Source organism: Cytophagaceae bacterium (assembly GCA_016722655.1).
Lineage (GTDB): Bacteria > Bacteroidota > Bacteroidia > Cytophagales > Spirosomataceae > Leadbetterella.
The window spans coordinates 124845-146597 of sequence record JADKIR010000004.1 but is presented as its reverse complement, the minus strand read 5'-3'; the positions used below and the strand labels follow the sequence as shown (position 1 = coordinate 146597).

Genomic DNA, 21753 nt, shown 5'->3' with positions numbered 1-21753 from the left:
ATCAGTTTAACTTTGGAGATTAATAATTATTGTATGCTTAGTCAGATTCCTTCCAAACTTGATATTGTAACCAGTCATTTGCGTATAAAAGACTATGTCAAAAAAACACCCATATTGTTTTCGGAGGAAATTAATGACGAAACCGGAGCTGAAGTGATTTTTAAATGCGAAAATCTTCAGAAAATAGGTGCTTTTAAGGCTCGTGGCGGAATTAATGCCGCTTTGAGTATGAGCGGGGAAGATTTACAAAAAGGACTTTGCACACATTCGTCAGGAAATCACGCTCAGGCCATTGCTTTGGCTGCAAAGCTGTTAGGAACCAAAGCTTATATTGTGATGCCCCACACAGCACCAAAGCCTAAAATCAATGGTGTTAAAAAACTGGGTGCTGAAATTATTTTCTGCGAACCTACCCTTCAGGCTCGTGAGGACGGAGTTGAAAAAGTTATAGAAAAAACTGGGGCAGTTTTTATACATCCATTTGATAATTATGATGTTATCGCTGGACAAGCCACTGCGGCCAAGGAAATTTTGGAAGAAAATACAGATCTCGATTATATTTTTGCACCCGTTGGTGGGGGTGGACTTTTGAGTGGAACCGCACTTTCGGCAAAATATTTTGGAAAAAAAACCAAAGTAATTGGCTGTGAGCCCGAAGGTGCAGCAGATGCTATTTTGTCTTTTAAATCGGGAAAAGTTGAAAAGGCACCCTATGTAAAAACCATTGCAGACGGACTTTTGACCAATCTCAGTGAAAAAACGCTGGAAATTATCAGAAATGGAGTAGAAGATATTTTGACGGTGAGTGATGAAGAGATCTTGGCCGCTATGAAAATCATGATGGATAGTCTGAAAATCATTGTAGAGCCTTCCTCAGCAGTGCCATTGGCGGTTTTGATAAAAAATAAAGAGCGGTTTGCCGGTAAAAAGATTGCTATTATTATTTCGGGCGGAAATGTAGATTTGGAAAGTTTTGGATTGAAAATTTAGTTTTAATTATGGATACAAATAAAATAATCAGGATTTTAAGAAATGCGGTTATTTACTTAATCGTGGTAATGTTAGTCAGTTTTGTACTCGATGTCGGATTTAGTAAACTGGGTTCGGAACCCATCATGAAGACACTCTCTGATTGGTTGGTATCGGTTTTTAAAATCACCAAATTGGGTGTATGGATTGTTGTAGTATTGATTTTTGCATATTTTCGGGAAAGGCAAGGCAAAAATTAAACAAAAAAAAAGCTCAGGAAATATTCCCGAGCTTTTTTGATACCCCTAAATTTACTAAACCACTTGTATGAAGTTCTCTTGTTTTTGAGGCATCACTGCCCAAAAAATCAAATACCCAATAACTACAGGTGCTGGTGTGAAAAATAAACCGACGGTGATTACTCTCAGAACAGTTACGTCCACATCAAAGTATTCTGCCATACCGGTCAATACACCACCTAACATCGAATTTTGTCCCTTTATTCTAAATAGCTTTTTCATTTTCTTGTTTGTTTTTGTTTGATGATTCAAAATTAATACACAACAAGGTACTGTGTTATACAAAGTACATGAATGGAAGAAAATGTTGAGGAATGGATAAAAAGCATGACGTGACTGAATTTTTACTGATTTGATTTCCTTTTTCCAATTTTATGAAATAGAAAATTAATAGTTAAAAACGATGGACAGAGCTATAAGAATTGTCGTGTTAATAGTTGATATATAGAAGATTATAAATATCAAACAAGTTGCATTTTAGCCACTTTTGGATCAACTATGGCCACATCGTGTTCAAAATCAAGTTTTATCCGCCATTTTTGCATAGTTGCGGCTCCAATTATTACTTCCTCACTAAGTCCCGGAATTACAAGAAATTCATCGGATAAAAGGATGTCGTCCATATAAAAATCTAATCTGACCGCATGGGTAACTTCAATAAAGTGACCCTCAGAAGCAGTACCAATCATTCTTGTTCTCCCCAGATGTGTCGGTGTTTCAATGTCTGTTACATAATCAGAATTGATACAGGATAAATTTGCACCAGAGTCGTATAATGCATAAAGGTGCTTTTCTCCTTTTGAGCCAGCAAATAATAACGGTTGCTTTATTATTGACATCTTAGTTTTTTATTTTTACAAATATAATTGTTTTAAATGCCATATATACAATTACTTACTGCTATTTATTACTACTTCATATCCACAATAGTAACTCCCTGCCCACCCCGGTCGGCGTGTTCGTCGTACATTTTTTTGATGGATTTATACTGTTTCAGGTGGTTTCTGATGAGGTTTCTCAAAATACCGTCGCCTTTGCCGTGTACAATTCTAAGCTGCGGATAACCCAGAAAAATGGCATCGTCCATGAGCATGTCCACTTCGAGCAGGGCTTCTTCGCCCCGTTTTCCCCTCACATCCAGATTAAAGCTAAACTGCTGCATTTTTTCGTTCATATTGATTCCCTGCAGATTCTCCCTTGGTTTTTCTTTATGAACGGCTTTGAATTCTTTTTTTGAGACCCGTTCCAGCCGGTTTAATTTGATATTGGATTTCAATTCTCCCAACGACACCTCGGCGTCTTTTCCATTCAGACTTACCACCTGGCCAAAAGTTTCCTGGCCGGCAATTTTTACAAAATCTCCTATTTCTATCGCCCCTGAAGCTTTTTCAAATGTAGTTTTTGGAGCCGGAGCCGGTTTTTCAGGCTTAAGCGTTAATTTTTCAAATACCTCCAGCTCTTTTCTGATTTCTTTAGTTTTCTCTTTTTCAGCTTTATTTTCCTTTATTTCCCTAATGGTATTTTCAATCTTTTTGTTGGCATCTTTCAGCAGTTGTTTGGCATTTTCTTTTGCATCATTTAGCAGGCGTTTTTTATCATTTTCAAGGAAATTTTTCAGGCTGTTATATTGCTCAATTTTGGTTTTTAGTTCTTTACTTTCCAGTTGCAACATTTGATTTTGTTCCGAAAATACCTTCTTTTCTATTTCAAGTTCTTTCAGAAGTTTCTCAAAATTAACCTGTTGCTTGCCCAGTTTTTTCTTGGCATTGTTGATAATCCAATGCGGAAGACCCATTTTTTGAGCAACTTCCAATGCAAATGAGCTTCCCGGTTGGCCCATTTCGAGCTCATACAGCGGCTCCAGGTGCTCGGCATCAAACTTCATGGCTCCGTTTTTCAGACCCTCATTTTTATCAGCAAATATTTTGAGGTTGGTGTAATGTGTATTGACTACTCCAAATGCTTTCGATTTCAAAAGTTGCTCCAAAATGGATTCGGCAATAGCTCCTCCAAGTGTGGGCTCGGTGCCTGTACCAAATTCATCAATGAGAAACAGTGTTTTTGCATCAGAATTTTTCAGAAATTCACGCATGTTTGACAGGTGCGAACTATAGGTACTGAGGTCATTTTCAATACTTTGCTCATCGCCAATATCTATAAAAAGATTGCTGAAAATCCCCATTTTGGAATCTGGCGAAACCGTAACCAGCAGGCCGCATTGCAGCATATACTGCAAAAGGCCGATGGTTTTGAGCATCACCGATTTACCACCGGCATTTGGGCCCGAAACCACCAATATTCTCTGATCAGTATCAAGGCTCACTCTCAGCGGAATCACCGGTTTTTTGGCTTTCTGATGGCTTAGAAACAGTAAAGGATGTACTGCTTGAGACCAATCCAGGGCGGTTTCGCTTACCAAAAGCGGACTTGTGGCATTGATTTTCTGTGCTACCCGGGCTTTTGCCCTGATAAAATCCATCAAACCCAAAAACTGATAAGATTTCTGCATTTCGGGGATGTCAGCTCGCATGTCTTCCGTCAATTGCTCCAAAATCCTTATAATTTCCCGTCTTTCCCTTATTTCCAGATCTCTGATTTCGTTGTTGGTTTCCAGTACTTCGCCGGGTTCCACAAATGCGATTTGTCCCGAGGAAGTCTCATCATGCACAAATCCCGAAAGTTTTCTTTTGTGCTCAGCTAAAAGCGGTAATACCAATCTGCCGTTTCTGACCGCTATGGTCATGTCTTCGCCAATCCACCCTGAATTTTTGGCGGTGCGATAAATTCTTTCCAGGGCACGTTTTACATTATTTTGCTCAACTGTTAGCTTTCTTCTTATATCCAAAAGCTCCCTGGAGGCATTGTCTTTAACTTTTCCTCGTTCGTCAATTGTGCCGTTGATTCTGCTGATGAGGTCTGCCCAGCCGTCTTTTTTGTTTTCGGGAGTAGCAACCAAAGCAAGTTTCTTGAGTTGTGGATATTGTTCTTCATTTTTATTTTTGAAAAAGACCAATATCTGCTGAATAGTTACCAAAGAAAGTTTGATGTCAAAAAACTCTTCCTCATCTAAAAAGGTCCCCGGAATGGCCGCCCGCTGCAGGTAAGGAATAACATCAAGATAATTTTGGTTAGGAAAATTGTTTTCGAGCTGTAAAATCAACCTGAACTCGGCGGTTTGATCAATCATTTTTTTGATCTGATCAAATTTATCCGAAAACCTGATTTTTTCGATAAATGATCTGCCCAAAGAACTTACACACTCTTCTCCGAGCAAAGTTTTGATTTTGTCGAAACCGAGTTTTTGTTCAATATTTTGAGGGTAGAGCATTTAATTCGAATTATTTTTTTTGCAAAATTACAACCAAAGGACCATTAAAAAGAAAAGCCCGGAGGGAAATTCCGGGCTCAAATTTGATTTCAGCTTATTTTTGACTTAATTCAGGGTCACTGCTGTGCCTGAAGCTGTCACCATGAGCATACCACCGCCTTTACCAACGGTTTCATAGTCCAGGTCAATGCCCACAATGGCATCGGCACCAAACTGACGAGCCCTTTCAATCATTTCTCTGATGGCTATATCTTTTCCTTCGCGAACCACACTTTCGTAAGAGCTTGATCTTCCGCCTATTACATCACGGATGCCAGCCATAAAATCTTTAAATATATTGGCTCCAATGATTGTTTCGCCGGTAACTATCGCTTTGTATTCTCTGATGGTACGTCCCTCTATATTTGGGGTGGTTGTCAATAACATTTTTATTATAAGTTTTTAATTTTTTGTAAATCAACAAAAGATTTATTTCAAATAAATATTTTTTTTAAAACAGGAATAAAACAAGGATGTTCGGTAAGATATTTATTTCATTTTGCTTCTTTTGGTCAAAAAAGCATTCAAAATGTGTTCAAAACCTTCATTTATATCCACTTCTGTGAAGTCTATTTTATATTGACCGCATTTGATTTTGAGATCATGGCTGAAGTTTTCGATGACTTCGATATATTTTTCTTTGACTTGCTGAGGTTGAAGTTTTAATTTTTCGCCAGTTTCCAAATCAATAAATTCGTAAGGTCGCTCATCAAATGCAAAGTCTTTTTCTGTTTTTTTGTCTGTTACATGAAAAAGTAAAACTTCATGCATATTGTGCTTGAGATGCTGAAGTGCCGAAAATATCTTTTCCATGTCTTCGATATTTTCAAACATATCACTAAAAATCACTACCAAAGAACGTTTATGGATTTTGTCAGCAATGGCATGAAGTGTTTCAATTACGGATGTTTTTTGTAGTTTTTGTTTTCTGTTCAACACATTTTCCAATTCAAAAAACACTTTATGGATGTGTGAGCTTGTCGATTTGCATTCGGTGTGGATTTCAATCTGGTCAGAAAAAGTAAGCAAACTCACTGCATCACGCTGGCGTTGAAGCATGTTAGCAAGCGTACCTGCAGCTAAAACCGAAAAAGCCAGTTTGCCATGATTAGCTACCGGATAGTACATTGAAGACGACACGTCGAGCAAAATATGACAGCGAAGGTTAGTTTCTTCTTCGTATTTTTTAATAAAAAGTTTATCAGTTTTTCCAAAAACCTTCCAATCTATATGGCGGGTGCTTTCTCCATTATTATAGAGGCGATGTTCGGCAAATTCGACCGAAAAACCATGAAAAGGGGACTTGTGTAAACCTGTGATAAAGCCTTCAACCAGTTGTTTGGCCAGAAAATCCAAATTGCCGTATTCTCTTATTTTTGACAGGTCTAACTTCTGCATTATTTTTTCTGCTTATTTGCTTGGTCTTTTACTAACTGCAAATTTAAGTCGTTTGAGCTGTCTTTAGAATAAATATCATTGAAATTACTTTCGGTGGCACCTTCTCTGGCTAGCATTATTTCTCCATTTTTACCTACAACTTTTGCATTTACCCTAATTACGCCTTTCTGGATCATTCCGATCTCCTTTGCTGCGGCAAAAGATAAATCCACAATACGACCTTTGCTGAAAGGGCCTCTGTCGTTTACCCTCACAATCACCCATTTTCCGGTTTTCGGGTTTTCAACCTCCAGCATGGTTCCAAATGGCAAATATCGATGTGCACAAGTATATTCTTTGTTGTTAAGTCTCTCTCCGCTGGCTGTTTTTCTTCCTGAAAATTTCAGACTGTAATATGAAGCGGTGCCTTTGTATTCTTTACCTATATCGACTTTTTGTGCAAAAGATGAAAAACAATTTAAGCAGACAAATGATGCAAAAATCAGAATTTTTATAGTAAGGTTTTTAAAGTAGTACATTCTGCAAAACAATTATATTTTTGAAAATATGGAACTTATTATTGAGAAATGTTTTACTAAGGTAACATGAAAATGCAATTTTTTATAAGTTTTTTACAAAAAATGACGAAAAATAGCTAATAAATATGACGTAATATTTTTTTTATGACTTAATAAAAAACTATTTTTGAGTTTAGAATAAACCCATAAATAATAGAGTAGTGGAAAGAGAAGAGCAAGAAAAGATTTTTTCGAAGAGAATCAGAGCAGGAAAACGTACTTATTTTTTTGATGTGAGAGCAACCCGCTCCAGCGACTATTATTTGACTGTTACCGAAAGCCGCCGTTTCCAAAAAGAGGGGGAGTTTGTATTTGAAAAAAGTAAATTATTTATTTATAAGGAAGATTTTGACAAAGTCCTTGAAGCTTTACAGGAAACTATTGATCACATCAAAACCGAATTGATGCCACATGTTGACTTTTCACAGTTTAATGTTCCGGAAGAAAATACCGAAAAGCCGGATAAATCCGGAATAGATGACCTAGATACAGAACTTAAGTGGTAGTCAGCAGCTGAATCTGGTCTGATTCAAAAATATTTATCCCTTTTTTGCCGGATAATAATGTTTTCAACATAGCATTGGCTACTGTGTTTACATGTATTCCTCTATATTTTTTGGGTATAATCGGATTGAAAAAAGTCATTAAAACGGCACTTATTTTTTCTCCAAGCCTAAATTCTTTCCTGTCTCCAAGAAGTAAAGAAGGTCTGAAAATAGCTACATTTGGAATTCCGGAATCGGAAATAGCTTTTTCTATTTTGCCTTTTACTTTGCTATAAAAAATACCCGAATTGATATTTGCACCCATAGAGGATACCAGCAGGTAATTATTGACACCTGCTTTTTTGGCTTTTAAGGCCATATTTAATGGATACTCAAAATCAACTTTTTCAAATGCAGCTTTGCTTCCGGCTTTTTTGATGGTAGTACCCAAACAACAGAATATTGCCCCGGCATCTTTAAATATCTCTGAAGGAAGATTTTCAAAATCAACGACTTCTTCCACAATTTTGGCGGAAGTGTTCCCAAGCGGACGTCTGGTCAGCGAAATTATTTTTGTGATTTTGGGTTCAGCTACAAGAACCCTAAGAAGTTCGGAGCCCACAAGGCCACTTCCTCCGGCAACGATTACTTTCATGGTTATTTTTTTTAATTCAGGTTAAAGGTCTGAATAATGTCGTCGATAAATTCTCTGGTATTACTTAAGCGTGGTACTTTGTTTTGACCACCTAATTTGCCACGTTTTTCCATCCATTGGTAGAATGTACCGTGTTTTACATAGTGCACTTTTGGAATGGTCAACGCGATATCATTCTGCCGTTTGGCATCATAATCTGAATTGACCTCTTTTAGTTTTTTATCCAGATTTTGAGTGAACGCTTCACAGTTTGTCGGAATTTCGGAACACTCAATCACCCATTGATGGCCACCTTTTGAGTCGGCATCCATAAAAATCGGGCCTGCTGTATAATCCAGAACGTCGATTCCGGCGATTTGAGAGGCATAAGCTATGGCCTGGTCGGCGTTTTCCACCATCAATTCTTCTCCAAAAGCATTGATAAAATGCTTTGTCCGACCCGTAATTTTTATTCTGAAAGGATATTTTGAAGTGAATTTTATGGTATCTCCGATTTTATACCGCCACAAGCCGCCGTTGGTCGATATTACCATCGCATAACTTTTTTCAAGTTCTACTTCATCGAGCGTAAGAGCTTTAGGATATTCATTATCCCACTCTTCCATAGGTAAAAACTCATAAAAAACACCATAATCAAGCATTAGGAGCATCTGGTCTTTCAATGCAAAATCATCTTGTATGGCAAAGAAACCCTCAGAAGCGTTGTAGGTTTCAAGATATTTTACCTGATCAGAAGGGAAGAGTTTTTCTGAAAAAAGATTACGATAGGGGGTAAAAGATACTGCACCATGAAAGAAAGCCTCAAAGTTAGGCCAAATTTCAAGTGCATTTTTTGCACCCATTTTTTCAATTATGCTTTCTATTAAAACCACAGTCCATGTGGGAACTCCCGCAATACTGGTTACATTTTCGGTCGAACAGAGTTCTACCATTTTTGCCATTTTTTCTTCCCATTTGTCTAAAAGAGCAATTTCAGGAGGAGGAATACGGAACATTTCGGCCCACGAAGGCATATTTCGGGTGATAATGGCCGAAATATCGCCAACCAGTGCGTCGGTATGAAAAGGATTGGCATGCAATGAGCCACCTATAGAAATACTTTTTCCCTCAAAAAGCTGAGAATCAGGTCTGTTTTCAAAATATAGCGTCAATAAATCTTTTCCTCCCCGGTAGTTACATTCTTCAAGAGACTCGTCAGATACCGGGATAAATTTGCTTCGGGAATTGGTGGTGCCTGAAGATTTTGAAAACCATTTGATTTCGGAAGGCCAAAGTATATTTTTTCTCCCCTCATTATTCTTTCAATCCAGGGGTAGTGATCTTCATAGGTTACTACCGGCACCCTTTCCTGAAATTCTTTGATGGAAGTAATAGAATTGAAATTATGCTTAAGCCCAAACTCAGTAAATCTGGCCCTTTCGATGAGGCTAAAAAAGACTTCGCTTTGAGTTTCGATAGGGAATTTTTTAAATTCTTCGATTCTCAATTTACGTCTTTTTATAAAGAAACTTATGACTTCGTTTACCAGGCTCAAAGTTTAAGGTTTTTAGTGTTAGAGTATATTGGGTAAAGTTTTTCGAACTTCAAATATCGTTATTTTGACTGAAAATACAAAAAATCAAAAGGCTAATCCTCTCAATTAAACCGTCTGCTGATACTCAGGCCCAAATTGTAGTTTCGGGGTGGGGATGGATTGAAATATCTGTTTCCCACGGCATTAAAGTCATATCCGGCTGAATATTTCTCGTTGAAAATGTTTTCAATTCCTCCATAAATTTTCACCGAAATTTTTGAAAATGATTTTTCATACCCGATTCTGGAATTTCCCAAATGTAAAGGAGTAGAAAAAACTGAATTCAAATCATTTAGAGGAATTTTTGACAAATAGTAATAATCAAATTTTATGAAAATGCCTGGAATAAAATCCAGATCCAATCCGGAGTAAATATTGGTTTTTGCCACCCCGGGAATGGCTTTGCCTGATAAATCCTGGGTTTCGGAGATGTTTTCAAGATATTTAAAATCAAAAAGAGTAAGGCTGGATTTTAACTGTAAGTTTTTGACAAATAGTTTATTATCAGGTTTTATGATAGAAAAAGTATTCGAAAATTCGAGTCCTTGCTGGCCTATTTTTCCGGTATTGACAAAATATTCATTTCCGGCTTCGGTGAGTTTTCTAACCAGACCATTTTTGATTATTTGGTCAAAAAGGCTCAATTCAAAATTCCAGATTGCGGTATTGGAAAAATGCTTGATGCCGATTTCTTTATTGAGACCATTTTCTGCCAAAAGACCATTGTAAACGGCTGAATTCTGAATACTTGAAACTACTTCCAGCCCGGTTGGTGCCGAAAAACCTCCGGCAAGCGTAGCAAAAACGGAATAAGATTCACCAAAACTCTTCAATAAGGAAATTCTCGGAGCTACCGGCAGTTTGGGGTTTTCCAAAATAACATTTGAGGTCTGGGTAGCGGTTGTTTTTTGATAATTGTATTTTTGCTGGTTAAGGCTCAATCCTCCCGAAACCATAAAATCTAAAGGCAATTGATACTCAAACTGAAAATAGGTGCTGTTTTGCAGCGACTTAATTTTGTCGGTATAGTTGTATTTCCCTTTCACACCGCCAATGTTTTCATTCATTTCAAAGCTTGACCGGGTGCTCATAATTTCATCACCCAGCCATAATCTTAACGGGATTTCGGTAAATGTTTTTGTCAAAGTAATCCTTCCCCCCAAAGAATGCTCATTTCGGTCTTCAAAACTGGTAATGAACGGGTTTTGTAGATGATTGATAGAAAACGAAATGGCTGATTTTAGGGTAAATCCATTTCCGAAATTATACTGATCAGCAATACCGGCAAAGCCTATTTTTTGCAAAATACCTGCTTTCTGGGCCTCTGCTCCCGGCAATGTAGCCGTGGCTGGTCGGGCTGCTTTGGGGTTTTGGTCTTTTTGTGCAAGTGTGAGCCCACCCGGTGTGCGATATTCAAGGTCAGATAAGTAAGCGAATGTTGATACCTGATGCTTGGGATTTAAGAAAAATGTATTGGAAAAATTCAGACTCAGCCGATTCATGGCCGAATTGGTCCTGTAACCATCATACTTACTGTAATTTAGGCCAAGGAAAGTATTGGTTTTTTTAGAGCCTGATTCAAAGCTAAGATTTTGATTGTAAAGACCATAGCTGCCAAAGTTACTCGCTATATTTATTCTTTTTCCGGCAGCTGCATCTTTGGTACTGAGACTTATCACACCGCCAATTCCTGCTCCGTAAATACTTCCTGAAGGACCTTTTAGAATTTCCACCGACCCAATATTGTTAAAATCAATCTGATTGAAATAGGTGATGCCGTTTCCATCAGTGATTGGGATGTCGTTGTAGTAAACTTTTACGTTTCTCACATTGAAAGGAGAACGCAAAGAGCTGCCTCTCAGAGCGATACGATAACTTCCTGGGGAGCGTTCCTCGATTCTTACCCCAGCCTGGGTATTTAGCAAAACCACAGGACCGGCATTGTCAAATCGCTGAATATCTTTGAGTTTCAGGGTTGAAACCGACGAAGGCGTTTTTACCACCGAAACATTGGAATCATAACCCTTTACCACCAGCTCTTTGAGGTTTTTGGTGCTGTCGGTTTGAGCAAAAACGAAAAAAGGTGCAGCCAAAAGACCGCTAAAAATTACTTTTCTAAATGCGTTTCCCATTCTTTGTAACTTAGACTATATTTTTCCAACACCTCATCCGGTACACCATCCCATTGATTTGGGGTGTTGCCTTTATAGTCAAGATCTTTTATTCCGATTTCGGAAGTAAAAAAGCCGGTTGCCGTAAGGTTTCTCATCAAATTAAAAAAGCTAACTCCCTGACTATGTTCGGGTTTTGCTTTTTTAGGATAAGCGATCTGATCCACGATTTTGAGTCTGTCGGTCGGGCTTAAGTCCTTGAATTTTTTGCCCAATTGCTTTTTTGATTCTGTATCGAGCCACATAAGTCCACCACGCATCGGAGTTTGGTGTTGAGGCAAATCTTTGACGATAAACTCAATAAAAGCCGGAACCCCCGCCTGTGATGCACTCCCGGAGCGGCCATCAGCCGGAATGATGATATCACTCAAAATAGTGATGGTGGCTATTTCGTGAGCATTGAAAAACTTTTTGGCATTAAGTGCTTTGTCATGCTCAATTTCATGGGGTTGACGGCCATTTGCAACCTCTGTTGCAGGGCCAGCCGTAGTTGTTTTGGGCTTGGTTTGGGCCATGCTTTCACCCGAAATTGCCACTCCGGCAGCTCCAAGACCTATATTTTTGATTAAATCTCTTCTTTTCATGTTTTGACCTCACCCCCTGACCCCCTCTCCTGAGGAGATGGGGAAAAGAGGCTTTTTAATGTTAAAATTATTTCAAAGATTTTTGGCTTTTACTTCTTTCAAAATATAATCAGAAGTACGCATCGCCAACGCCAGGATGGTCCAGGTTGGGTTTTTGTCGGCTTGCGACACAAACGAACCTCCATCAACCACAAAAACATTTTTGGCGTCGTGGGCCTGAGAATATTTGTTCAGTGCCGACTTCGTAGGGTCATTGCCCATCCTTACCGTGCCTACTTCATGAATTATTCTTCCCGGAGCAGCCAGGCCATAATTGGTATCGGCATCGGGCTTAGAGCCACTGGCAATACCACCTAATGCATCAATAATCTGCTCGAAGGTATCCTGCATGTGTTTGGCCTGCTTGATTTCATAATCGCTCCATTTATAGTGGAATCTCAACACTGGAATACCGTATTTATCCACCACATTCGGGTCGATTTCGCAGTAATTGTCTTCTCTCGCAATGGCTTCGCCACGACCTGCCATGCCAATATTGGCTCCATAAAAGAAACGGTAATCGTCTTTGAGCGAAGCTCCGTATCCACCGGCTTCTTTCACTTTTCCGTCACGACCGGGATATTTTCCGTTGAGGCTTTCCATCCCGAAGCCAAACCCATAGCCCGGCATTCCCATTCCACCACCGTATTCGATGTGGTACCCTCGCGGAAAATCAAGTTTGGAGTTGTCTAGCCACCAGGGCGAATACACGTGCATACCGCCCACACCGTCTTCATTATATCTTTTCCTGTTGGTCAGATGCGGAATAAATGCACTGCGGCTGGCACCTGTGGAGTCATGCAAGTATTTGCCGACCACTCCTGAGGAATTGGCCAGGCCACCTGAATGTAGGCTGGACTTAGAATTAAGCAAAAGTCTGGCAGACTCACAGGCCGAGGCAGCCAAAATCACGATTTTACCTTTCACTGTTTTTTCCTGAAGCGTGATTTTGTCCACATAGGAAACCCCTGTTGCCAATCCTGCGGCATCGGTCAATACCTCTCTGGCCATGGCGTTGTTGATCAGCGTAAGGTTGCCGGTTTTTAAGGCCGGTTTTACCAAAACTGACGAGGAACTGAAATCGGCATAGGCCATACAGCCCCGGTTACATTGCCCGCAGTAAAAACACTGCCCGCGGCCGTTGATGGGTTGGGTGAGCATCGACATCCTGGAAGGGATGGTCAATACGCCCGTTTTTTTGTTGGCTTGCAGGAGCATCAATTCATGCAAACGAGGCTTGGGCGGAGGCAGAAAAATGCTGTCGGGGTCATTGGGGAGGTTTTCCTTGGTCCCAAAAACACCCACCAGTTTGTCCACCTCATCATAATATGGGGCTACGTCGTCGTAGCTGATAGGCCAGTCGTCGCCGAGGCCATCAATGCTTTTTCTTTTAAAATCTTTAGGGCCAAATCTGAGGGAAATCCTGCCCCAGTGGTTGGTGCGGCCGCCCAACATACGTGAGCGAAACCAGTCAAACTCGGTTCCGTTTTTGCGGGTGTAAGGCTCACCTTCAATCTCCCAGCCACCCCAGGCGGCGTCAAAGTCACCAAAAGCACGCAAAGTGCCCGCACCCCGACGGGGAGACTCGAAGGGGTATTTGAGTTGGGTAATGTATTTTGAATCGCCCGGATCGTAGTAACCACCCGCCTCGAGCAGACATACCTTTGCCCCGGCCTTGGTCAGCTGATAGGCAGCCATACCGCCACCGGCACCTGAGCCCACGATGATCACATCAAAAACCTGGGATTGTTCTTTAAGTTCGAAATTGTACATAGGGTTTGAATAGAATTACTCTCTAAAAGTAAGGGTAATTTTTGTATTGCAAAAATCAAATTTTGAAATGCAGTTTTTGGGTAGGTGAACAGGTGGAAAATGTAGAGGTGGGGGTATGGGAAATTTAGTTGGAAAGTAAATCAATTAGCATTTTTGCCATTCTTTCAAAAGGTTTTGTGGTGACAAAACTATAACTCATTCAACAAATCTTTTGCTGATTTAAGATTTTTTTTACCCTCTTCGTATAATTTGACATCATTAAATGCTTCGCTCAAGTCAGAAATTAATTCACTTTTTTGTTTATCTCTAACTTCTTTAATGACATTGATATAATCCAGACTTTTTACCAATTCCATAAAGAACGGCTATCTGTTTTCCCTTACATCCAGAATTACTTTCATAAAACCAATATTTTATGTAAAAATAAGAAAACGTTTAATATAATTTCAATTCAAATTTTGAAATGCAGTTTTTGGGTAGGTGATCGGGTGGAAAATGTAGAGGTGGGGGATTGTGAGAGTGTTTTTGAGGATTTCAAGTCCTTAGCCGAAAGCAATCGGTACTAGCTTCGGGATTATCCTGCGGAACATTTCAAAGAGTCGCTAAGAAATTGTCCTTCATCGTAGAAAGAGAACCTGATTATTGCTTTTCAATTTCAAAATTTCCAGAAAACTCCTTCTCCTGGTTTAAATAGTTTTTAAATATTCCATTGAAATTGCCTACAAACGTATTTCCTTCAACTTTTAATTCAATGTTTCCTTCATTTTTTATCACATATCGCCTATTAGGATGATATTCGATATGCCCTTCTTGAATAATAAACTTTCCTGAACCTTTATTATTTTGAAATTTTAAGTATAAAACGCCTAAACTATCTGATTGGTGGCTAAAATAATATTCAAGCTCGGTTACATCAGCTAAAACAAATTTTCCTTCATTCTTAATCGAACAACGATAAGTTTTCATATCATAAATTGCAACTTGATTAATGCCACATTTAAATAATTGAGGTTGTGGTATTGCTGTTTTATCACTTTCATTGGACTTACACGAAAAAAGGAAAATAATCAATAAAATGGTAATCCTCATAATTTTAGTTGTATTTCCCCGGACCAATAATATTATTGTTTGGGATTTTTTTTATATTTTAATATTAGGCATATACAAAGTGATTTGCATTGGAATTAAGGCAGTGTTGTGGCCACAATAACTTATACCCTGCCGAATTTGAGAGCCAAGAAGAAAAGAAGCTTAGAAAAAGCTCGATCCAATTGTCTCTTAACAAATCAGCTCACTAAGTTCTGAAAAATGTAATTGAAAAGCAAAAGAATTATTGAGTGTTTTAAGAATCTTAACGATTTGGTTTAGGATTGTTCTACAGAACATCACCAAGAGCTATTTTTTTTTGTAATTTTGAATAAAATCCCTCAAGATGATTACAACATACTTATTAGGTGCAGGAGCCAGTGCAAATGCCTTACCTGTAGTAAAGCAATTTTCAAATTCTATTACTGAAACAATTGAATTTCTGAAAGTTAAATTTGATAATGATGAAATAGTTTCAAAAGAATCCTTAGTTAACTCTTATGGTGTTGAAATAACTCTTAGAAGTATTCATTTTGAGTTATTGGATAGGTTAAGATTGTTTCTAGAAGATTGCTCAAATGGGTTTACAATAGATGAATTAGCTAAGTCTTATTTCTTTAAAAAGATGAAGAAAAATATTCAATTCTAAAATTTAACCTTTCAATTTTTCTTTCGATTAGACAAATTTTGTCAAAATCTGATTATCGATATTTTTCATTTATTTCTCAAATTTCAAATAGCCAGAATATAATTCCTGAAGGAATTAAGATTGTAAGTTGGAATTATGATAGACAATTTGAAATTATCGAAAGTAGGTTTTTACCTGAAAATAAAGAATTAAATTCTTTAAATAGATTAAGTCACAGGTCTAAGATTTCAAACAATTATGTTGATGTTAGAGTCTTTAATAATTTATATAAACTTAATGGTTCTAATGGTTTTATTTTAGACAAAAAACAAATTGACTTTTTGGATTTGTGCAAAAGAGGTCTTAATTCTATTTCTTATATAGAGTTTCTAAAAACCTATTTTGAGATTAAGCAAAAAATAGAAGAAAAAGATCCAAAAATTAAAAATACTTTATCATTTGCATGGGAAGACTCAGAAAATTATGTACGATTTTACAAAGATGTTTGGAATGAAATCAGTAAAACTGAAAAATTAGTGGTTATAGGTTACTCTTTCCCAAATTTCAATAGTGAAATTGACCTAGAGTTTTTCACGAAAATGCAGTTGTTAAAGAAAATTTATATACAAACCCTTGATGAAATAGGAGTTTCGAGAAAAATTAAATATATTCTTTCAAAATTAAACATTAAAGTTGATTTAGAAATATTTAGTAATTGTGATAATTTTTTAACTCCCGCAGAACTTGACTAAAAACAAAAACAAGCCCGACATCCTTCCAGATACCGGGCTGCGTGTTTTAAAATAAATCCAATCAATTAAGGTCAAATCTGTCCAGATTCATGACCTTGGTCCAGGCGGCTACGAAGTCATTTACAAATTTTGCTTCGGCATCGGCACTGCCATATACTTCAGCGATAGCACGTAACTCGGAATTTGAGCCAAATATTAAGTCCACACGTGTTCCCGTAAATTTCACTTCTCCGGTCTTGCGGCTTCTGCCCACAAACTCATCCTGGTCGGCAGTGGTGCCTTTCCAGCTTATGCTCAGGTCGAGGAGGTTTTTGAAGAAATCATTGCTCAGCGTACCCGGTTTTTCAGTAAATACCCCATGTGCCGAGCCATCAAAATTGGTACCCAAGACTCTTAATCCACCCAATAGTACGGTCATTTCGGGAGCGGTGAGGGTGAGCAACTGAGCTTTGTCGATCAGCAATTCCTCGGCGGTTACTTTGTATTTGGTTTTCAGATAATTCCTGAATCCGTCGGCGATGGGCTCCAATACCGCAAATGACTCGACGTCGGTTTGTTCCTGCGTGGCATCGGTGCGGCCTGCTGTGAATGGAACTTTCACCTCATGACCTGCCAATTTTGCGGCTTGCTCTACTCCGGCATTACCGGCCAACACGATGAGGTCAGCGATGGAAACGCTTTTGCCGTCAGCCTGAGCTGCGTTAAATTCATTTTGAATGGCTTCCAGTTGCGTCAAAACTTTTGCCAGCTGAGCAGGGTTGTTTACCGCCCAATTTCTTTGAGGCTCCAGACGTAAACGGGCACCGTTGGCACCGCCACGCTTGTCAGAGCCACGGAAAGTCGAAGCTGAAGCCCAGGCGGTAGAAACCAGTTCGCCAACTGTTAATCCTGAAGCCAGGATTTTTGCTTTCAAAGCGGCCTCATCAGTGGCATCGATAAGTTTATGATTTACTGCCGGAACCGGATCTTGCCAAATCAAATCTTCCGCCGGCACTTCAGGGCCCAGATATCTGGCTTTTGGACCCATGTCTCTGTGGGTAAGTTTAAACCAGGCTTTGGCAAATGCGTCGGCAAATGCATCTGGATTTTCGAAGAAATGACGTGAAATAACCTCATAAACAGGGTCAAAACGCAAGGCCAAATCCGTGGTAAGCATTACAGGAGTATTCTTTTTGCCTGCAATATGGGCATCGGGTACGGTATTGGCTCCCATGCCATGTTTTGGTATCCACTGGTGTGCTCCGGCAGGGCTTTTGGTCAGTTCCCACTCATAACCAAAAAGATTCCAGAAGAAATTGTTGCTCCATTGGGTAGGAGTGGTAGTCCAGGCACCTTCCAATCCACTGGTGATGGTGTGAGCTCCGTGTCCGCTTTCATAACTGTTTCTCCAACCGAGGCTTTGCTCTTCCATAGTGGCGGCGGCAGGCTCTCTGGATACATATTTTGATGGGTCGGCGGCACCGTGAGTTTTACCAAAAGTATGTCCACCGGCTATCAGGGCTACGGTTTCTTCGTCGTTCATGGCCATTCTGCCGAAGGTCTCTCTGATGTCACGGGCGGCTGCGATTGGGTCAGGATTTCCGTTGGGTCCTTCTGGATTTACGTAGATTAAGCCCATCTGAACTGCTCCGAGTGGGTTTTCCAGTTCACGGTCGTCGGAATATCGTTTGTCTCCCAGCCATTCGGTTTCGGCTCCCCAATACACATCTTCTTCCGGTTGCCAAACGTCCTCACGACCACCGGCAAATCCAAAAGTCTTGAAACCCATAGACTCCAGGGCACAGTTTCCGGCCAGAATCATGAGGTCGGCCCAGGAGATTTTCCTGCCGTATTTTTGTTTTACTGGCCAAAGCAAAAGTCTTGCTTTGTCGAGGTTGGCGTTGTCAGGCCAGCTGTTGAGCGGGGCAAAACGCTGTGAACCCGAGCCTGCACCACCACGACCGTCGGCAATCCTGTAGGTACCCGCACTATGCCAAGCCATACGGATAAAAAACGGACCGTAATGTCCCCAATCCGCCGGCCACCAGTCCTGGGAGTCGGTCATGAGAGCAAAAAGGTCGTTTTTTACCGCCTGGAGGTCGAGGCTTTTAAATTCCCCGGCATAATCAAACGATGGGTCCATTGGATTGGTCAGGTCTGAGTTCTGACGCAATATGTTTAGTTTGAGCTGGTTGGGCCACCAATCATGGTTGGAGGTGCCTCCACCGGCTACAAAGTTTATTTTTTCACTGTGAAACGGGCATTTTCCGGCTCCGTTTGATTGATGATGGGGGTGTTCTGATGAGTTCATAATTTTTTATTTTCTTGATTGAAATTTATAAGTGCAAAAACTTTAAATCGTATTAAGATTTATTTCGGACAAAAGTAAAGGGACTAAAATTATTAATCAAATTGATATTTTTTATGGAGATATAGATATGGTTTATATAGTGTTTTTTATTTTTTATTTGATGGCCCGAGAAATGTTAAGTATTTATTAAGATATTGATAATTAGTTTTTTATATTTTTTGTTATACGTTTTTGTGGGAAGATGAAAGTGAAATAATGATTGCTAAAGATTTTTATGTGTGAGTTTGATATGTCTTCTGTGAAATTCTGTGAGCTAAATTATCAGGTGTAAATAGTTAATAAAAAGCCAGATTCAGGATTAATAAAAAATACATTTCAATTTACAGAAAATTAACTGAAATTTATACAAAAAAACGATTAGATGAAGATTCTAAAATTGACGATGTTGCTGTTGCTTCCATTTCTGGCTCAATCTCAAAAAGACTTTAAAGTTGTGGCTTATTGCACGCATGGAACTGACGTTTCAAGTATTCCTTTTCAATATATTACTCACCTCAATTATTCGTTCGCAATTCCTGCCAAATTGGGGGACACCCTAAACCCAATTCGGGATAAAGATTATGTAAATAAGTTGGTAAAAACTGCTCACGAGAAGGGCAAAAAAGTGTTTTTGTCGATTGGCGGCTGGGCAATAGGCGATGGACTGGGCGATGACACGAGATTTCATAAAATGTCAGAAACCCCACAAGGCAGAAAAAACTTTATAGAAAGTACGATGAAGACGGTCACGGCATTTGATTTTGATGGGGTGGATCTGGACTGGGAGTATCCCGACCCTGACCACCGCTCGGCCGATGATTATGTTTTGCTGTGCAAAGACCTTTACAATCAATTGCATAAGCAGGGAAAACAACTTACCGCGGCGGTGGTTTCTGCCGGAAAGCAGGCTTATGGCATAAAGGAAGAAGTGTACCCATACATGGACTGGCTCAATCTGATGGTCTATGACGGCGACTATGGCCCAGAGGAAATCAGACACCATTCACCCTATTCGATGGCTATGGAATGTGTTGATTTTTGGCTCAATACACGCCATTTGCCAGCTGGTAAGGCTGTTTTAGGGTTACCATTTTATGCCAAAAAAGGTCATGGTAATTATGGCTTTACCTACAAACAGCTCCTGAAAGAAGGTGCCAGCTCCTTTGATGACTATTGGAACGGACATTATTACAATGGCACATTTACTATTAAAAATAAAACAAAACTTGCTCTTGAGAAGAAACTCGCCGGAGTGATGATATGGGAAATTAGCTGCGATGCAAGTGGGGAAAATTCACTTTTTAAAGCGATAAATGAGTGTTTAAGGTAAAAACACCGATTTAGGTTCAATTTCATCCCATTTTCTCAGGCATTCAAAACATTTTTAATTTCCGCTTTTTGGGCTGCAGTAGTTTTGGATTAAAATTATGAAAAAGCTATGCAAAAATTATTAAAAGATCAGAGATACGAAGCCTTCCTGGTGCTGGGATGTTTTGTGATTTATGTGGTCAAAAGGTTGTTTCAGGAAGCCCATGCCTTTGATGAATTTATATATCACCTTCGCAGCTTACCGCCAGTCAGTCGCGATATGGCCGGAGTTTGGAAAGGACTGACCGATTATTCACATCTCATGAATGCTGTCATGCCCATTGTCGCCGGGGCGGGCTTGTTTTATTCCGCTTGGAGTGTCTTTCACTTCAGATTTGCTCCGAAATTCTGGGCCAGGGATTATTCGGTTGTTACTTTTTTGTTGTTTGCAGCATCTGTTTTGTTCGTTTTTTCTTCGGTTTGGGCTTACAGTTCCTTGAAATTGGAATATCGCGAAATAAACAATATCTACACCGATGCTCAGGGGAAAATGGTTCAAAAAGTAGTCGGTTCGCTGGTTTATTCCAATTTCCGAAAACTCTTTTTGGTAACCGACACGGTGGCATTACTGGTTTTATTGTGTCTCTACGAGGCATTGGCACAAGGATTTTATTTTGTAAAAGCCAGGTTAAAAGAAGAAGACAACAATCAGGTTATAGGGTATGCACTTGAGGCGGCAATAAGTGTTTTTTTGGTGATTGTGGCCGTGGCAGGTAATATTCCCCAAAAAGACTATTGGAGTGGTCCTGTAAGAGAAATGACGATTTTGGGATTAACCGGAGTTGTTGTTTACTTTCTTCAGGGATATTTCTTTAACCGGTGCCTTCCCTATGTTTATGATTTGAATTCAGAAAAATTCAGGAAAAATATGCTGGGTTTTCTAGTCAATGCTATCGCCGGAGCCACATTGGTTCATGCATTTCAGTTGCTGATTTGGTCCATTTACAATCGTTCTTATTTTGAAATAGACTTCTATTATTTGTTTTTGATATTCGGCCTGGTGGTTTTGGCTTCGGTGGGTGTTGCATTTTTGAGAAAGGCACTATTAAAAGAAAAAATCTTTCTAAAGACTGAAATCAGTAATAAATCGGCAGAGCTTTCCAGTCTTCGCTCGCAGATAAACCCACATTTCCTGTTTAACGCCCTCAATACGCTTTACTCGGTGGCACTGAAGGAAAATGCATCAAAAACCTCAGACGGAATACAAAAATTGGGAGATATGATGCGGTTTATGCTTCAGGAAAACCATCAGGATCGCATTCCGCTGTCCAAAGAAATCGATTATCTCAATAATTTTATAGAGATTCAAAGGATGCGGATTGATGAGAGCAAGGATATAAAAATTGAGGTAAATGTCCAGGCCTCTGACAGGGAGATATATTTGGCACCAATGCTCCTCAATCCTTTCGTAGAAAATGCATTCAAACATGGCCTTAGTTTTTTGTCGCCCTCATGGATATTTATAACTCTTACTCATGATGACCACAATCTCTATTTTAAAGTGCATAATAGCCTGCATTCAAAGACAGAAGAAATGGAAAACGCTGAAAGCCATGGGATAGGTTTGGAGAATGTAAAAAAACGACTGGAATTGATTTATCCCAATCGCCATAAGCTGGAAATTCAGCAAACCGCTCTGGATTTTTTTGTGAATTTGGTACTGGAGGTGTGAAGTTGATTAAAGTTTTCTTAAGAGAATTTTAACAAGAATTCTACTAAT

20 protein-coding genes and 1 pseudogene are annotated in these 21753 nt (G+C 39.3%); 7 read left to right on the top strand and 14 right to left on the bottom strand.

Annotated features, from left to right (window positions below; genetic code table 11):
- Positions 1–33 precede the first annotated feature (33 nt).
- Positions 34–990, top strand: coding sequence for a threonine/serine dehydratase (locus tag IPP61_01290; GenBank protein MBL0323812.1), 957 nt, complete (start codon positions 34–36; stop codon positions 988–990).
- Between the two features lie 8 nt (positions 991–998).
- On the top strand, positions 999–1229 hold the full coding sequence (locus tag IPP61_01285; protein ID MBL0323811.1) for a hypothetical protein: 231 nt from the start codon (positions 999–1001) through the stop codon (positions 1227–1229).
- Between the two features lie 54 nt (positions 1230–1283).
- Here the strand turns inward: IPP61_01285 and IPP61_01280 are convergent, their stop codons facing one another.
- From IPP61_01280 to IPP61_01255, 6 genes are all read right to left on the bottom strand, one after another.
- Positions 1284–1490, bottom strand: a complete 207-nt coding sequence (locus IPP61_01280; protein ID MBL0323810.1) for a PspC domain-containing protein — start codon at positions 1488–1490, stop codon at positions 1284–1286.
- A 239-nt stretch (positions 1491–1729) separates the two neighbouring features.
- Complete coding sequence (locus IPP61_01275; protein MBL0323809.1) at positions 1730–2107, bottom strand: hypothetical protein; 378 nt, start codon at positions 2105–2107, stop codon at positions 1730–1732.
- 71 nt (positions 2108–2178) lie between these two features.
- The gene (locus tag IPP61_01270; protein ID MBL0323808.1) at positions 2179–4596 is read right to left on the bottom strand and encodes an endonuclease MutS2; all 2418 of its coding nucleotides are present in this window, start codon (positions 4594–4596) and stop codon (positions 2179–2181) included.
- Between the two features lie 105 nt (positions 4597–4701).
- On the bottom strand, positions 4702–5022 hold the full coding sequence (locus tag IPP61_01265) for a heavy metal-binding domain-containing protein (protein ID MBL0323807.1): 321 nt from the start codon (positions 5020–5022) through the stop codon (positions 4702–4704).
- Between the two features lie 102 nt (positions 5023–5124).
- A complete protein-coding gene (locus IPP61_01260) occupies positions 5125–6033 on the bottom strand; it encodes a DUF58 domain-containing protein (protein ID MBL0323806.1) in 909 nt (302 codons plus the stop codon).
- Entirely contained in the window at positions 6033–6551 is a 519-nt protein-coding gene (locus tag IPP61_01255) for a septal ring lytic transglycosylase RlpA family protein (protein ID MBL0323805.1), read from the bottom strand. The genes IPP61_01260 and IPP61_01255 overlap by 1 nt, the downstream gene beginning before the upstream one ends.
- Before the next feature lie 200 nt (positions 6552–6751).
- On the opposite strand from IPP61_01255, the gene IPP61_01250 reads away from it, so the two are divergent.
- A complete protein-coding gene (locus IPP61_01250) occupies positions 6752–7096 on the top strand; it encodes a DUF3276 family protein (GenBank protein MBL0323804.1) in 345 nt (114 codons plus the stop codon).
- Here the strand turns inward: IPP61_01250 and IPP61_01245 are convergent.
- From IPP61_01245 to IPP61_01215, 7 genes and pseudogenes are all read right to left on the bottom strand, one after another.
- On the bottom strand, positions 7086–7736 hold the full coding sequence (locus tag IPP61_01245; protein MBL0323803.1) for an oxidoreductase: 651 nt from the start codon (positions 7734–7736) through the stop codon (positions 7086–7088). The genes IPP61_01250 and IPP61_01245 overlap by 11 nt on opposite strands.
- A gap of 5 nt (positions 7737–7741) precedes the next feature.
- Positions 7742–9264 (bottom strand): annotated as a pseudogene (locus IPP61_01240) (GH3 auxin-responsive promoter family protein).
- 101 nt (positions 9265–9365) lie between these two features.
- On the bottom strand, positions 9366–11435 hold the full coding sequence (locus tag IPP61_01235) for a TonB-dependent receptor plug domain-containing protein (protein ID MBL0323802.1): 2070 nt from the start codon (positions 11433–11435) through the stop codon (positions 9366–9368).
- On the bottom strand, positions 11411–12058 hold the full coding sequence (locus IPP61_01230) for a gluconate 2-dehydrogenase subunit 3 family protein (protein MBL0323801.1): 648 nt from the start codon (positions 12056–12058) through the stop codon (positions 11411–11413). Before IPP61_01230 ends, IPP61_01235 begins: the two co-directional genes overlap by 25 nt.
- A 72-nt stretch (positions 12059–12130) precedes the next feature.
- On the bottom strand, positions 12131–13870 hold the full coding sequence (locus IPP61_01225; protein ID MBL0323800.1) for a GMC family oxidoreductase: 1740 nt from the start codon (positions 13868–13870) through the stop codon (positions 12131–12133).
- Positions 13871–14058: 188 nt separating this feature from the next.
- Complete coding sequence (locus tag IPP61_01220; protein ID MBL0323799.1) at positions 14059–14226, bottom strand: hypothetical protein; 168 nt, start codon at positions 14224–14226, stop codon at positions 14059–14061.
- A 283-nt stretch (positions 14227–14509) separates the two neighbouring features.
- On the bottom strand, positions 14510–14959 hold the full coding sequence (locus IPP61_01215; protein MBL0323798.1) for a hypothetical protein: 450 nt from the start codon (positions 14957–14959) through the stop codon (positions 14510–14512).
- Positions 14960–15302: 343 nt separating this feature from the next.
- Here IPP61_01215 and IPP61_01210 point away from each other — a divergent pair, with 343 nt between their 5' ends.
- Both IPP61_01210 and IPP61_01205 read left to right on the top strand, forming a co-directional pair.
- Positions 15303–15605, top strand: coding sequence for a hypothetical protein (locus tag IPP61_01210; GenBank protein MBL0323797.1), 303 nt, complete (start codon positions 15303–15305; stop codon positions 15603–15605).
- A gap of 38 nt (positions 15606–15643) precedes the next feature.
- Entirely contained in the window at positions 15644–16336 is a 693-nt protein-coding gene (locus IPP61_01205; GenBank protein ID MBL0323796.1) for a hypothetical protein, read from the top strand.
- A gap of 61 nt (positions 16337–16397) precedes the next feature.
- Here IPP61_01205 and katG read toward each other — a convergent pair whose 3' ends face one another.
- A complete protein-coding gene (katG, locus tag IPP61_01200) occupies positions 16398–18626 on the bottom strand; it encodes a catalase/peroxidase HPI (GenBank protein ID MBL0323795.1) in 2229 nt (742 codons plus the stop codon).
- Between the two features lie 421 nt (positions 18627–19047).
- Between katG and IPP61_01195 the strand changes: the two genes are divergently transcribed.
- A complete protein-coding gene (locus IPP61_01195; protein ID MBL0323794.1) occupies positions 19048–19995 on the top strand; it encodes a glycoside hydrolase in 948 nt (315 codons plus the stop codon).
- 108 nt (positions 19996–20103) lie between these two features.
- Positions 20104–21705, top strand: coding sequence for a histidine kinase (locus IPP61_01190; protein MBL0323793.1), 1602 nt, complete (start codon positions 20104–20106; stop codon positions 21703–21705).
- Positions 21706–21753: the final 48 nt, after the last annotated feature.